Raw genomic sequence first — 13350 nt, forward strand, 5'->3', positions numbered from 1 at the left:
CGTCGTCGCCGCCTACCACGACCTCTACCAGGTCGAGCGTTCCTTCCGGATGACCAAGTCCGACCTGGCCGCACGACCGGTCTTCCACCGCCTCGAAGACAGCATCCAAGCCCACCTGACCGTCGTGTTCGCCGCCCTCGCCATCTCCCGCGAAGCCCAAGCCCGCTCCGGGCTGAGCATCAACAAGATCCTCAAGACCCTGCGGCCCCTCCGCTCAGCCACCATCACCATCGGCACCCAGCAAGTAACCGCCCACCCGCGCATCCCCACCGAGACCCGAACCCTCCTGACCGCCCTCGGCTGGCGTGGTCACTAAACCGCTACAACTCAGGGCTGATGAGGGTGCCGAAGCCGGCGCAGCCGTGGATCGCCACTTGGTCCGCACAATCTTCGACCAGCCCGACGCCGACGGCGTCCGAGCCCAGCTCCAGCGGGTCGTCGCCAGGGATCGAGGCGAAGTTCCCCGCCCCGGCCGAACACCTCGACCACGCACGCCGCGACGACCTTCTCGCGTTCACCGGTGCTCTACGTAAGACCTGGCGCCAAATCTGGTCGAACAACCCGCAAAAACCACTGAACAAGGTCCTGCACGGGCCGATGAAGCTGGAACACGCCCGTCCGCTGCCGCACCGAGATCTCGTGGTGGTCGTCTCCTACACCGCCAGCGCAGACGTGACCACGTTCGGCGGGGTGCCACGGGCGTGTCGGGGACCCGGAAGACACTGAACTGCACCGTAAGGTGGGACACGCACCTCCACCGATCGGCCGGGAGCGCGATCCGCCAAGGCGGCCAACAAGGCACGGACCGCCTCCCGGTACACCGGCCGTTCGGGGGCACGCCCCTCGTCGAGCGCCGTCAGCGCCGCCGCGACCGCGGCGGACTTAATACGCGGAGAGGACACGACGGGACGATACGACTCGATGCCACCGGCATCGACGCTGGCCCTGGGTCGCGCCGATCCGGTCAGACAAGGCATAGTTGCCGACGGCGTATTCGTACCGTGATGATCCCTGGTTCAAACCCGACCGGGGAAGTCAGACCGGAAGGCGGTGGACGTGTCAACACACCGACGTGCCTGGAGCCAGCGGGCCGGTGTGGTCGTAGCGCTGGTTGCCGGCGCCCTGCTCACCGCCCCCGCCACACCGGCCCTCGCCGCGAACGTCAACGTCTCGCCCAGCTCGGTGAACCTCAACGCCGGCAGCGACACCACCGTCAGCGTGACCGTCGCCCCCAGCCTCGAGGACAAGAGCGGCCAGATCAGCATCACCGGGCTGCCCTCCGGGGTGAGCTGCGCCAACGGCTGCGGCAGCTTCCAGTTCAACGGCCCGCCCGGTACCCCCAAGACGGTGCTGCTGACCCTCAAGGCCAACGACAGCGCGCCGGACGGCAACGGCTCCGCGACGGTCCGGGTGGTGCCCGACCAGTCGGACCCGGCCACCGCGCCACTCTCCGTGACCGTCAAGGCCAAGGCGGCCCCCACCACCAAGCCGCCGGAGACTCAGTCCGTCAAATCGATCTCCGGCAAGGTGGTCGTGGCGGCGAGCGGCGACCCGGTTCCCAACGCCTACGTGTTGCTGCAAGACAGCGCTGGCAAGCGCTTCGAAGCCACCAGTGACGACAGCGGAAACTTCCGGATCACCGGCAGTACGGAAAGACCGATTGCTCCGGGCCGACTCGAACTGGGCGCGAGCAAGAACAATATCGTCGCGACCAAGGTGATCAACGCGAGCGCCGGGCAGAGCCTGACCGGCCAGCGGATCACCCTGCCGATCAAGGTCGAGGTCTCCCCGAGCGCCACCCCGTCGACCTCCGTCGAGCCGGTGCCGACCGAGGAGGTGACCGAGGAGGCCACCGAGGAGAGCGCCGAGGCCACCCCCGGCCAGCCCCAGGCCGCCTCGAACGACGAGGGCGGCGGCATGGGCTCGTTCCTGGTCATCCTGCTCGGCGGCCTGCTCGTGGCAGCTGGCGTCGGCACGATCGTGCTGCTCTGGATGCGCCGCAAGAACGCCGACGACGAGGACGCAGACGCCCCCGCCGGGGCCGCGGCGGGCGCGGTTCCGGCTGCCCGGGGCGCACTGCGCGGCGCCGACGACCGGACCCGCGTGGTCAACCGGGTCGGTGCCGGACCGGACCCGACGATGGTCGGCGGCACCTCGCTGAGCGACGCGCCGACGATGATGCACCGCCCGATCGTCGACGACGTCCCGCCGGACCCGTACGGCGCTCCGCCGCAGCCGTACGGTGCGGGCGCCGCAGCGGGCGGCTGGGCCGGCAGCGGCTACGGCGACGAGCCCGCCCAGGGTGGGTACGGCCAGCAGGGCGGCTACGGCAACGCACCGTCCTCGGGCGCCGGCTACGGCAGCGCGCCCGCCTCCGGAGCCGGTTACGGCAGCGCGCCCGCCTCCGGAGCCGGCTACGGCAACGCCCCCGCCTCGGGTGGCGGCTACGGCAACGAGCCCGGTTACGGCGCCGCCGGCGCCGCTGCCGGCGGTTACGGCAACGCCCCCGCCTCCGGGGCCGGCTACGGCAACGACTACGCCGCCCCGGCCGGTGGTCCCGGCTATGCCGGCGCGGACCAGGGCGGCGGCTACGGCGAGCGGTACGACGAGCCGACCGGCCGCTACACCGGCGAGCCCACCGGCAACTACACCCCGCCGGCCGACCCGTACCCGACCAGCACCTACCAGCCGGAGCAGAGCTACGGCCAGGCCGAGCCGGCCTACGGCCAGGAGCCGACCGGCGGCTACCGCGGCGGTGCCGGGTACGGCCCGCAGGGCGGCGGCTACGACGCCGGCCCGCGGCAGGGCTACGACAACGGGTACGACCAGCGCGGCGGCTACGACCAGCAGGGCGGCTACGGCGCACCTGCCGGGTACGACCAGCCCGGCGGCGGCTACGGCGGCCCGCAGGGCGGATACGACCAGCAGCCCCCGCAGCAGCGCGGCGGCTACGACACTGCCGGCTACGACCAGCAGCAGGGCGGCGGCTACTACGGCGACCAGGCCCCGGCGGGCCGGGCCCGGCCGGACGGGCCCCCGGCGCAGGACCGGGGCGGTCGCCGCCTCGACTGGCTGGACGACTGACCCGAGGACACACCGTCGAAGGGCCGCCCGGATTCCCGGGCGGCCCTTCGACGTGCTGGGGTGAAGCGGGTCAGGCGGCGGCGAAGACGCCCTGGCGGAGCAGCGGGACCACCTCGGAGGCGTCCATCCGCACGGCGACCTCCACGTCGGCGGCGAAGCCGCCCTCGATCAACTCACGGCCGGAGACACAGCCCCGGACTGCCGCGGGGACGTCCGGGGTGCTGGCCAGCGCGGCGAGCGCCATCGCCGCCTCCACCGAGAGACCGCCCGGCACCCCGGAGAGGGCGTCGAGCACGCTGGCCGCGCCGAGCTGGTCCTCCACGGAGGGGCGGAGCGTGCCGTCGGGCCAGCGTTCACCGGAGGCGACCACCCCCACCGGGGCGTCCTTCGAGCCGTACCCGTGGCGGCGCAGCCACCGCCCGACGGCGCGGGCGTTGCGCAGGCAGGCGGCGACCACCGGCAGGCCGGTGGCGCTCGCGGCGGCGCTGATGGCCGACCCGTTCGGGGACGGCAGCACCAGATCGGCGACGACCGGCGCGGTGGCCAGCGCCGCCGGGGAGAGCGACCACGGGTGTTCCGGGGTCATCTGTCGACGGCCCACCGCGGCGACCGCACCGACCCGCCGGGCGTAGTCGGCCGCCTGCTCCCCCCAGGGGAACGGGTGGACCCGCATGCCCCGGCCGACCGCGATCTCCACGGCGGTGGTGAACGAGAGCACGTCCACCACCACCAGCACCGCGCAGACGCGGCCGAGTTCCGCCGCCCCGCTCAGGCCCCAGTCGAACCGGGCGCCTGAGCCGGGCTGGGCGTAGACGGCTGCGGCCAACGCCTCAGCGCTTATCGGGCGCGGAAGGCTGCTCGTCGTCACCGGAGTCGGTCTGCGCCGCCGGAGCGTCGGGAGCCGTGGCATCGGCGCTGGCCTCCGTGGTCGGCTCCGGTTCGGCGGCCGGCTCACCAGCCTCGGCGTCAGCGTCGGCGACCGGCGCGGCCTCCGCCACCGGCACGCCCTCGGCGGCCGGCACGACCGCGACCGCCTCGGCCGCCGGAGCGTCGGCCGCCTCGGCCGGCCCGCCGGTCGGCACGTCCACCGGCTGCACGGCGGTCGCCGGGGCGACGGTGGTGGTGCCGGTACGGGTCGCCTCGACCTCGACCTGCGCCGCCTCCGGGCCACCGAAGAGCTCCGGCAGGGTCGCGGTGTGCGCCTCACGCAACTCGTCCAGGCCGAGCCGGAACTGGCCGTGCACCTCCAGCGCGCCGCCGGCCGGGTCGGTGACACCGATCAGCTCCCACGGCACGCCCCGCTCGGAGCAGAGCGCGGTGAACGCCTTCTCGTGCCCCCGCGGCACCGAGACCAGCACCCGGCCGGCGGACTCGCTGAACAGGAAGACGAACGGCAGGGAGCCGTCGGCGAACCGCTCGGGCACCGCGATCCGGGCGCCGACACCGCGCCGCAGGCAGGACTCGACCAGGCTCTGGGCGAGACCACCGTCGGAGAGGTCGTGCGCGGAGCTGAGGTGACCGACCCGGGCCGCCTCCGCCATCAGCTCGGCGAGCTGCCGCTCGCGGGCCAGGTCGACCTGCGGCGGCATGCCGCCCAGGTGCTCGTGGGTCACCCAGGCCCACTCCGAGCCGGAGAGCTCCACATGCGTGTCGCCGAGCAGGAAGAGCTGGTCGTGGTCGCCGCCGGTGCGCGGGACGAAGCCCATCGGCACCCGGTCGGCCACGTTGTCCAGCACGCCCAGCACACCGACCACCGGGGTCGGGTGGATCGGGGCGGCACCGGTCTGGTTGTAGAAGCTGACGTTGCCGCCGGTCACCGGGATGCCGAGCTCCAGGCAGCCGTCCGCGAGGCCGCGCACGGCCTCGGCGAACTGCCACATCACGCCCGGGTCCTCGGGGGAGCCGAAGTTGAGGCAGTTGGTCACGGCGATCGGCTTCGCGCCGGTCACCGCCACGTTCCGGTACGCCTCGGCCAGCGCCAGCTTCGTCCCGTTGTACGGGTCGAGGCGGGCGTACCGGCCGTTGCCGTCGACGGAGAGGGCGACCCCGAGGCCGGTCCGCTCGTCGATCCGGATAACGCCGGAGTCCTCCGGCTGGGCGAGCACGGTGTTGCCCAGCACGTAGCGGTCGTACTGCTCGGTGACCCAGGTCTTGTCGGCCAGGTTCGGCGACGCGATCATCCGGAGCACGGTGTCCCGCAGCGCGTCCGGGTTGGTCGGCCGAGGCAGCGTCTCGGCCCGGTCGGCCTGGAGCAGGATCAGGTCGGCCGGCTCGCGCATCGGGCGGGCGTAGACCGGACCGTCGTCCACCAGCGAGCCCGGCGGAACGTCGACCACGAGCTGGTCGCGCCAGGTGACCACCAGTCGGCCCGGCTGGCCGTCCGGGGACGGCGCGGTGACCTCGCCGATCGCGGTGGCCCAGACGCCCCACTTCTCGGCGGTCTTGAGCACCGCCTCCAGCTTGTCCGGGGAGACGACCAGCAGCATCCGCTCCTGCGACTCACTGGCCAGGATCTCGTGCGGCTCCATCGAGGGCTCGCGCAGCGGCACCCGCTCCAGCCACACCCGCATGCCGGTGCCGGCCGACGCGGCGGTCTCGGTGAGCGCGCAGGTCAGGCCGGCGCCGCCGAGGTCCTGGATGCCGACGACCAGCTCGGCGTCGTACAGCTCCAGGCATGCCTCGATCAGCAGCTTCTCCATGAACGGGTCGCCGACCTGCACCGACGGGCGGCGCTGCTCGCTGCCCTCGTCGAAGGTGGCGCTGGCCAGCACCGACACGCCACCGATGCCGTCCCGGCCGGTCCGGGCGCCCATCAGCACCACGATGTTGCCGGGGCCGGTGGCGTCCTTCTTCTGCAGCCGGTCCACCGGCAGCACGCCGAGGCAGAGCGCGTTGACCAGCGGGTTGCCCTGGTAGCAGGGGTCGAAGACGACCTCGCCACCGATGTTCGGCAGGCCGAGGCAGTTGCCGTACCCGCCGACGCCGGCGACGACGCCGGGCAGCACCCGGGCGGTGTCCGGGTGGTCGGCCGCGCCGAAGCGCAGCGGGTCCATCACCGCGACCGGCCGGGCGCCCATGGCGAGGATGTCCCGGACGATGCCGCCGACGCCGGTCGCCGCGCCCTGGTACGGCTCGACGAAGCTCGGGTGGTTGTGCGACTCGACCTTGAAGGTCACCGCCAGCTCGTCGGAGACCCGGACCACGCCGGCGTTCTCCCCGATGCCGGCGAGCAGCCGGTCGCTCGGCGGGGCCTTCTCGCCGAACTGACGCAGGTGCACCTTGCTCGACTTGTAGGAGCAGTGCTCGCTCCACATGATCGAGTACATGGCCAGCTCGGCCTGGGTCGGGCGCCGGCCGAGGATGTGCCGGATCCGGTCGTACTCGTCGTCACGGAGGCCCAGCTCGGCGTACGGCTGGAGCTCCTCCGGGGTGCCGGCGGCCCGGGGCACGGTGTCCACGCCGTCGGCCCACTCGGCGCCCGGCGCCGGGGCGACCGGACGGCCCGCGTCGGCCGGGCCGCCGTGCGGTGCCACGGCGGCCGCGCGCGGCTCCGCCGGGAAGGTACCCGGGGTATCCCGCACGACCGGGTCCGGATGGGTGGTCATGACCTCTCCTTGCTGCGCTCGTGGCCGCCCGCCGGGCGGTGGAGCCGACCGATGATCCTGCCGCACACGGTCACCAGGCCGCTTTCCGTTCGCGACTGCGGGGCTCGCAGAACCGGCTCACTCCTCGCGCTCACGGTGTGTCGTCCTTCGTTCGCGACTGCGGGGCTCGCAGAACCGGCTCACTCCTCGCGCTCACGCCGGCGTCCCCACCAGGTGCTTGAGCACCGAGGTGAAGAAGCCGAGGCCGTCCAGGGAGGGGCCGGTGAGTGCTTCCACCGCGTGCTCGGGGTGGGGCATGATGCCGACCACGTTGCCGGCGGGGTTGGTGATCGCGGCGATGTCGCGCTGCGACCCGTTGGGGTTGCCGCCGACGTAGCGGGCGACGACGCGCCCCTCGCCTTCCAACTCGTCCAGGGTCGCGGTGTCCGCGACGTAGCAGCCCTCGCCGTTCTTGACCGGGATGAGGATCTCCTGGTCCGCCTGGAACGCATTCGTCCAGGCGGTGCCGGTCGACTCCACGCGCAGGACCTGGTCCCGGTTGCGGAAGTGCAGGTGCTGGTTGCGGGTGAGCGCGCCCGGGAGCAGGTGGGCCTCGCAGAGGATCTGGAAGCCGTTGCAGACGCCGAGCACCGGCAGGCCGCCTCGGGCGGCGTCCACGATCTTGCCCATCACGGGGGCGAACCGGGCGATGGCGCCGCAGCGCAGGTAGTCGCCGTAGGAGAAGCCGCCGGGGAGGACGACCGCGTCCACTCCGTTCAGCTCCGCGTCACCGTGCCAGAGCCGGACCGGCTCCGCGCCGGCGATCCGTACGGCCCGGGCGGCGTCCCCGTCGTCCAGCGAGCCGGGGAAGGTCACCACACCGACGCGCGCGGTCACGGGTGCGCGTCCACGGTCTCGTCGGCCTCCACCACGCGGACGGTGAAGTCCTCGATGACGGGGTTGGCGAGCAGCTTGTCGGCGATCTCCCGGGCCCGGTCCAGGTCCGGTTCACCGGTGAACTCGATCTCGATCCGCCTGCCGATCCGGACAGAGGCGACGTCACTGACGCCGAGCCGCGGCAGCGCGTTTGCGACGGCCTGGCCCTGAGGATCGAGGATCTCGGGCTTGAGCATGACGTCGACGACGACGCGAGGCACTGGGCACTCCTGACTGTGTACGCAGTTGGGTGCCGGCCCACTACGGGCGAGCGCAGCCAGCGTACCTGGCAGATTCCGCTCCGGACGCACCGGCCGGGCGCAGTCCGGGCAGTGATCGACGTAGCCGGACGTTCGAGCGGCCGGCCGATGCGCGTTCGTTGCGCCGCTGATGCGGATTCGTTGCCTGTCACTGCGGCGACACGCTCATGCCACCCCTCTGAGCAGGGGTTTCTCGTCGCACACCGACATCGCTGACCAGTTCCCGACAAACAGGGACGAGCATGTCGCCGACCAACCTTGTCACATCGACTAATCTCGATCGCACTCTTGTGAACGGGACTCGGGAGCCCTAACCTACATCGACAGACGTCCATGAATGTGCGGCGTCCTCGGCGGACCACCCCTTCGCCCGCCGACGCATCGGCTCTCGCCCGGCGACCCCGGGCCACCCCGACAAGGAGTCCCCGACATGCGTCTCCGCCCCCTGCTCGCGGTGCTGACCACCGCGCTCGCCGGCGTCCTCGCCACCGCCTCCGGCGCCACCGCCGCCCCGGCCGGCCCCCAGCCGATCATCGGCGGCAACACCGTCTCCTCCGCCCCGTGGGCCGCCGCGGTGTTCAGCAACGGCTCGTTCACCTGCTCCGGCACGATCATCGCGCCGCAGTGGGTGCTCACCGCCCGGCACTGCCTGGGCGGCTCGATGTCCGTCCGGGTCGGCAGCGTCTACCGCTCGTCGGGCGGCGCGACCCGCACCGTCAGCGCCACCTACGGCCGCTACGACCTGGCCCTGATGCGCCTGTCCAGCCCGGTGAGCACCTCGTACGTCACGCTGGCCAGCGCCAACCCGCCGATCAACTCCACCAACACGATCTACGGCTGGGGCCAGACCTGCTACAGCGGCTGCTCGGCCTCCAGCCAGCTCAAGACCGCGTCCGTCCGGGTGACCAGCACCAACTACACCGACGCGTACGGCGGCCAGGCGATCCGGAGCACGGAGATCACCGGCAACGCGTGGCGGGGCGACTCGGGCGGCCCGCAGTTCTACAACGGCCGGCAGGTCGGCGTGGCCTCGACCGCTGACGGCTACAGCATCCAGAACTACGGCAGCGTCGCGTACAACCGGGCCTGGATCACCTCGGTGGCCGGTGTCTGACGGTTAGCGCCCTTGGCGGCGCGGACGGCTGGCCTGGTGCCGGACGTCCGCGCCGCCTCGTTTTGCAGCATCCGATCAGGTGAACACGGCTCACGAACCGGCCCGCCCATGACTGACAGCATCGGAACCGTGCTGGTCGTGACGACGGAGCAACTGCCCGGCTACGAGATCCGCCAGATCCTCGGCGAAGTGGTGTCCTCGATGGCCAGGACCCGGAACCCCTACCGCGAGGGGGTGAAGAACCTGCGCGGTGGCGCGTACGACCCGATGGCGCCGGACAACCTCACCCGCTGGCGTACCGACTCGGTGGCCCGGCTCGGCGAGGAGGCCCGCCGGCTCGGCGCGAACGCCGTGGTGGGCATGCGCTTCGACAGCCGGGACTGCGGCGAGATGTGGATGGAGATCTGCGCGTACGGCACGGCGGTGATCGTGGCCCCCAAGGTCCCCGACGTCATGCCGCCCGACCAGCCGCTGGTCGCCGCCGAGACCGCCCACGACCCGGCCATCGCCGAAGCCCCCGGCGGCATCGCCGAACCCGCGAGCGCCCCCAACCTGAGTTCCGCCGCCGAAACCCCCACCCGCGACTGACCCACCCGCCCCGGCCAGCCCGACTGCGGGGTTGATCAAGAGGTTTTGGTCCGGAAACGGCTCGGATCTGACCAAAAACCTCTTGATCAACTAGGTGGGTGGGGCCGGGAGGACGGGGGCGGGGGTCAGAGGATGGGGGGTGGGGTGTAGGTGGCGGCCTGGGGGTGGGCGGCGACGACCTGGGCGATGCGGTTGGTGACCGACTGGACCTGGGACTGAGCGGCGCCGGTGAAGGTGGTGGGGTCGGCGACCAGGGTGTCGATCTCGGCCCGGGACAGGCCGAGGCGGGTGTCGGCGGCGAGACGGTCGAAGAGATCGTTCTCGGCGGCGCCCTTCTCCCGCATGGCCAGCGCCACGGCCACCGCATGCTCCTTGATCACCTCGTGCGCGACCTCGCGCCCCACGCCCCGACGCACCGCCGCGACCAGGATCTTGGTGGTGGCGAGGAACGGCAGGAAGCGCTCCAGCTCCCGGCTGATCACCGCCGGGTACGCCCCGAACTCGTCGAGCACGGTGAGGAAGGTCTGGAAGAGCCCGTCGGCGGCGAAGAACGCGTCCGGCAGGGCCACCCGGCGGACCACCGAGCAGGAGACGTCCCCCTCGTTCCACTGGTCCCCGGCCAGCTCACCGACCATCGACAGGTAACCCCGGATGATCACCGCGAATCCGTTCACCCGCTCCGACGAGCGGGTGTTCATCTTGTGCGGCATCGCGCTGGAACCGACCTGGCCGGGCTTGAAGCCCTCGGTGGCCAACTCCTGGCCGACCATCAGCCGGATCGTGGTGGCCAGCGACGACGGCGCGGCGGCCACCTGGGCCAGCGCGGAGAGCACGTCGAAGTCGATCGAGCGCGGGTAGACCTGGCCGACGCTGTCCAGCACCCGGCGGAACCCGAGGTGCTCGGCGACCCGGCGCTCCAGCTCGGCGACCTTGCCGGCGTCGCCGTCGAAGAGGTCGAGCTGGTCGGCGGCGGTGCCCACCGGACCCTTGATGCCGCGCAGCGGGTACCGGCCGATCAGCTCGTCCAGCCGCTCGTACGCGATCAGCAGCTCCTCGGCGGCCGAGGCGAAGCGCTTGCCCAGCGTGGTGGCCTGCGCGGCGACGTTGTGCGACCGGCCGGTCATCACCAGGCCGGAGTGCTCGGCCGCGAGCCGGGCCAGCCGGGCCAGCGCCGCCACCACCCGGTTCCGGATCAGCTCCAACGAGGCGCGCACCTGGAGCTGCTCGACGTTCTCGGTGAGGTCCCGGGAGGTCATCCCCTTGTGCACGTGCTCGTGCCCGGCGAGCGCGCTGAACTCCTCGATGCGGGCCTTCACGTCGTGCCGGGTGACCCGCTCCCGCTCGGCGATCGAGGCCAGGTCGACGTCGTCGAGCACCCCCTCGTACGCCTCGACCACCCCGTCCGGCACGGCCACGCCGAGGTCCCGCTGGGCCTTCAGTACGGCGAGCCAGAGCCGCCGCTCCATCCGTACCTTCTCCTCCGGCGACCAGAGGGCGACCAGTTCGGGCGAGGCGTACCGGTTGGCGAGCACGTTCGGGATCGTCGTCACGTACCTCAGTCTTTCATGGCCCGGATCCCGTGCCGCCGCTGCGGGCAGGCATGTTTACGGGTCCGTATACTCGCCCGTATGACGACGATGATGCGGGTCAGCCCGGAGACCCGCGAGCAGGTGCTCCGGGTCGCCGCCGAGGACTTCGGCGGGGTGAGCGCCGACGAGGCGGTCAAGCGCCTGCTGGAGGAGCACTGGCGGGTCAAGGCGGTCGCCGCGATGGACCACTACCGCGCGACCGACCCCGAGGGCTGGGCCGAGTACCTCGTCGAGACCGAGGAGTGGCACAGCGTCGACGCCCCCGTCGGCGACCCGTGGGCCGACGAGGCGTGAGTCGTTTCAAGCCGTGGGAGATCTGGTGGCTCGACTTCGACCCGACCGAGGGTCGCGAGCAGGCCGGTCAGCGCCCGGCGCTGGTCGTGTCGTCCCGCTTCCACCTCGACCTGACCGGTGGCGCGCTGGTCAGCGTGCTGCCCCTGACGACCCGGGAGCGGCCGGGATGGCTGCACCGGGTGCCGATCGAGGTGCCCGGCCGGCGCACCGGCTGGGTGATCACCGAGCAGGTGCGCACGGTCTCGGCCAGCCGGTTGACCGGTCGCGGGCCGGTGTACCGACTCCGACCCGAGCAGGTCGCGGAGGTACGCCGGGTGCTCCGCCAGATGCTCGACCTGTGAGCGCACCCGTCGGTCACTCGATCGGCCGGTCATCGAGCAGCATCAGCCGCCGGCGGACTCGGGGCACCGAAGTGCTGACCCACGGCGTCTCAGCCACGCTCAACGGCTCTTGAATCTCAGCCGCGCAGACCGTCCAAGAAGGATTTCCAACCACTCACGTCGAAGAGCAGCACCACGCCGTCACGGTCCTTACTGTCGCGTACGGCGACCCGGCCGGTCCCGTCCAGCACCGGACCGGCCTCGACACAGTTGCCGCCTCCGCTGCCACTTCTCGTGCTGACGCGCCACGCGACCGGCGGCAGGGGGCAAGGCGTCATCTCGCGCAGCCGATCACAGCTCGGGAGGACGGAATCAGCCCTTACGCCCTCGATCATCAGATTGCCCCCGGCTGAGTAGGTGAACACGATAGAGGCGGACGCTGCCGCCCAGCCAGCTGAGCAGGCGCGGACTCCGCCGCATGCTCAATCGGGGGGGCACGCAAACCCTGCAGCGTCAGGACTACCGCCCAGGGACACGGTAGCGAAGTTCGTTCAGATGACTACCCTTGATCAGGATCGACACCTCTACAGGCCGTTCCGTCAGGCTGTAGATCACCCGTAGCTGACGCAACACGGGCACATACGGCGGCAGCGTCAACGCCTCCACCTCCTCCGAGGTCGGCATTCGCGCCGAGACTCGGTCGACCACCTCACCCTGCGGATGACCAAGGTCCGCCAATACGCGAGCAGCCCCGCCGCTGATCTTGTGGTGTTCGGCGATCTCGCTGCCTCGCACCATCGAGGCGGGGTAGTACGACCAGGACAGCTCGGTGGGCTCTCCGTCGTACGCCATGAGCCGCTGTCGCAGCACGGCCTTGTCATCACCGCCCAGCGCCAGCAGGCGTCCGACCTCATCCGGCGGATCAACTTCCTTGACGGCAAGGAGACGGTAAGCGATCTTGCCGGGCTGAGGCGCGAGATAGGCGGACGCCTCCATCACGAGAGGCTGCCGCTCGCGTACGTAGACGCCCCGACCCATCTCGCTGCGGACCGCTCCCTCCGCCTTCAGTGCAGCGAGTGCACGCTGCACGGTCGCCGTGGCGGCGGCATAGCTCGTCACCATCGTGGGGATCGAGGGCAGTTGCGATCCGGCAGGCAGCTCCCCGGACATGATGCGGGCGCGGAGGTCGGCCGCGATCTGCTCATGGCGGGGACGGCCGTCGCCTTCGCTGGCCATTTCCCGCTCCCTAGGCCGTGTTTCAGAAGTGGGCAGGGTTGACTGTCCGGGCTTGATCGATCCGGCGTGTCGGTGATCGATAGTCGGTGAGGTCTCCGGTAGATGGTTCTTCGACCAAGAAGACCTGAACACCGGAGACCTCGTGGCCAGCGTAGCGGCAACGAGGCGGCACGACCTGACCGACGCGCAGTGGGCGGCGCTGGAGCCGTTGCTGCGCACGGGCAAGAGGCCGGGTCGGCCGCCGACATGGAGTAAACGGCTGCTCATTGATGGGATCAGGTGGCGGACCAGGGTCGGATCGCCGTGGCGGGACGTGCCGGAGTGCTACGGACCCTGGCAGACGGT

The 13350-nt window shown here is 71.7% G+C and carries 13 protein-coding genes and 3 pseudogenes; 8 read left to right on the top strand and 8 right to left on the bottom strand.

Annotated elements, in window-relative coordinates:
* Together GA0070560_RS27485 and GA0070560_RS30180 are read left to right on the top strand one after the other, a co-directional pair.
* Nucleotides 1–316 (top strand): annotated as a pseudogene (locus GA0070560_RS27485) (IS1634 family transposase); the annotation flags it as partial.
* Nucleotides 317–333: 17 nt separating this feature from the next.
* A pseudogene (locus GA0070560_RS30180) lies at nucleotides 334–582 on the top strand (transposase); the annotation flags it as partial.
* Between the two features lie 92 nt (nucleotides 583–674).
* Here the strand turns inward: GA0070560_RS30180 and GA0070560_RS27495 are convergent.
* Nucleotides 675–902 (bottom strand): annotated as a pseudogene (locus tag GA0070560_RS27495) (sterol carrier family protein); the annotation flags it as partial.
* 154 nt (nucleotides 903–1056) lie between these two features.
* Here GA0070560_RS27495 and GA0070560_RS27500 point away from each other — a divergent pair.
* On the top strand, nucleotides 1057–3084 hold the full coding sequence (locus GA0070560_RS27500; RefSeq protein ID WP_091303011.1) for a carboxypeptidase-like regulatory domain-containing protein: 2028 nt from the start codon (nucleotides 1057–1059) through the stop codon (nucleotides 3082–3084).
* Between the two features lie 70 nt (nucleotides 3085–3154).
* Here the strand turns inward: GA0070560_RS27500 and GA0070560_RS27505 are convergent, their stop codons facing one another.
* The 4 genes from GA0070560_RS27505 to purS all read right to left on the bottom strand — a co-directional run bounded on the left by GA0070560_RS27505 (nucleotide 3155) and on the right by purS (nucleotide 7825).
* Nucleotides 3155–3910, bottom strand: coding sequence for a 2-phosphosulfolactate phosphatase (locus GA0070560_RS27505; RefSeq protein WP_170839610.1), 756 nt, complete (start codon nucleotides 3908–3910; stop codon nucleotides 3155–3157).
* A 4-nt stretch (nucleotides 3911–3914) separates the two neighbouring features.
* Nucleotides 3915–6689, bottom strand: a complete 2775-nt coding sequence (gene purL, locus GA0070560_RS27510; protein WP_091302997.1) for a phosphoribosylformylglycinamidine synthase subunit PurL — start codon at nucleotides 6687–6689, stop codon at nucleotides 3915–3917.
* 192 nt (nucleotides 6690–6881) lie between these two features.
* Nucleotides 6882–7565 (bottom strand): phosphoribosylformylglycinamidine synthase subunit PurQ, encoded by a 684-nt coding sequence (gene purQ / locus GA0070560_RS27515; protein ID WP_091303000.1) that lies wholly within the window; start codon nucleotides 7563–7565, stop codon nucleotides 6882–6884.
* Nucleotides 7562–7825, bottom strand: a complete 264-nt coding sequence (gene purS / locus GA0070560_RS27520; RefSeq protein ID WP_088959474.1) for a phosphoribosylformylglycinamidine synthase subunit PurS — start codon at nucleotides 7823–7825, stop codon at nucleotides 7562–7564. The genes purQ and purS overlap by 4 nt, the downstream gene beginning before the upstream one ends.
* Before the next feature lie 469 nt (nucleotides 7826–8294).
* Between purS and GA0070560_RS27525 the strand changes: the two genes are divergently transcribed.
* Together GA0070560_RS27525 and GA0070560_RS27530 are read left to right on the top strand one after the other, a co-directional pair.
* Entirely contained in the window at nucleotides 8295–8978 is a 684-nt protein-coding gene (locus GA0070560_RS27525) for a S1 family peptidase (RefSeq protein WP_091303001.1), read from the top strand.
* A gap of 108 nt (nucleotides 8979–9086) precedes the next feature.
* Nucleotides 9087–9566: a YbjQ family protein gene (locus tag GA0070560_RS27530; protein ID WP_245675756.1), complete on the top strand. Its 480-nt coding sequence runs from the start codon at nucleotides 9087–9089 to the stop codon at nucleotides 9564–9566.
* Between the two features lie 125 nt (nucleotides 9567–9691).
* Here the strand turns inward: GA0070560_RS27530 and purB are convergent, their stop codons facing one another.
* Nucleotides 9692–11116, bottom strand: coding sequence for an adenylosuccinate lyase (gene purB, locus GA0070560_RS27535; protein WP_091303003.1), 1425 nt, complete (start codon nucleotides 11114–11116; stop codon nucleotides 9692–9694).
* A 78-nt stretch (nucleotides 11117–11194) separates the two neighbouring features.
* Between purB and GA0070560_RS27540 the strand changes: the two genes are divergently transcribed.
* Together GA0070560_RS27540 and GA0070560_RS27545 are read left to right on the top strand one after the other, a co-directional pair.
* Nucleotides 11195–11449 (top strand): hypothetical protein, encoded by a 255-nt coding sequence (locus tag GA0070560_RS27540; RefSeq protein ID WP_091303005.1) that lies wholly within the window; start codon nucleotides 11195–11197, stop codon nucleotides 11447–11449.
* Nucleotides 11446–11790 carry a type II toxin-antitoxin system PemK/MazF family toxin gene (locus tag GA0070560_RS27545; protein ID WP_170839611.1) on the top strand — a complete coding sequence of 115 codons (345 nt, stop codon included), beginning with the start codon at nucleotides 11446–11448 and terminating at the stop codon, nucleotides 11788–11790. Before GA0070560_RS27540 ends, GA0070560_RS27545 begins: the two co-directional genes overlap by 4 nt.
* 116 nt (nucleotides 11791–11906) lie before the next feature.
* Here GA0070560_RS27545 and GA0070560_RS27550 read toward each other — a convergent pair whose 3' ends face one another.
* Both GA0070560_RS27550 and GA0070560_RS27555 read right to left on the bottom strand, forming a co-directional pair.
* The gene (locus tag GA0070560_RS27550; protein WP_091303007.1) at nucleotides 11907–12107 is read right to left on the bottom strand and encodes a DUF397 domain-containing protein; all 201 of its coding nucleotides are present in this window, start codon (nucleotides 12105–12107) and stop codon (nucleotides 11907–11909) included.
* A gap of 181 nt (nucleotides 12108–12288) precedes the next feature.
* Nucleotides 12289–13005, bottom strand: a complete 717-nt coding sequence (locus GA0070560_RS27555) for a GntR family transcriptional regulator (RefSeq protein WP_091303009.1) — start codon at nucleotides 13003–13005, stop codon at nucleotides 12289–12291.
* 142 nt (nucleotides 13006–13147) lie between these two features.
* Here GA0070560_RS27555 and GA0070560_RS27560 point away from each other — a divergent pair.
* Nucleotides 13148–13350: transposase (locus tag GA0070560_RS27560; RefSeq protein WP_139131620.1), on the top strand; the 203-nt coding region annotated here is incomplete at its 3' end.

Source organism: Micromonospora halophytica (assembly GCF_900090245.1).
Lineage (GTDB): Bacteria > Actinomycetota > Actinomycetes > Mycobacteriales > Micromonosporaceae > Micromonospora > Micromonospora halophytica.

Excerpts from the sequence above, each read along its gene's own strand:
- purL (WP_091302997.1), bottom strand. The coding sequence starts at position 6,689 with ATGACCACCCATCCGGACCCGGTCGTGCGGGATACCCCGGGTACCTTC.
- GA0070560_RS27530 (WP_245675756.1), top strand. The coding sequence starts at position 9,087 with ATGACTGACAGCATCGGAACCGTGCTGGTCGTGACGACGGAGCAACTG.
- GA0070560_RS27555 (WP_091303009.1), bottom strand. The coding sequence starts at position 13,005 with ATGGCCAGCGAAGGCGACGGCCGTCCCCGCCATGAGCAGATCGCGGCC.
- GA0070560_RS27540 (WP_091303005.1), top strand. The coding sequence starts at position 11,195 with ATGACGACGATGATGCGGGTCAGCCCGGAGACCCGCGAGCAGGTGCTC.
- GA0070560_RS27525 (WP_091303001.1), top strand. The coding sequence starts at position 8,295 with ATGCGTCTCCGCCCCCTGCTCGCGGTGCTGACCACCGCGCTCGCCGGC.
- GA0070560_RS27550 (WP_091303007.1), bottom strand. The coding sequence starts at position 12,107 with ATGACGCCTTGCCCCCTGCCGCCGGTCGCGTGGCGCGTCAGCACGAGA.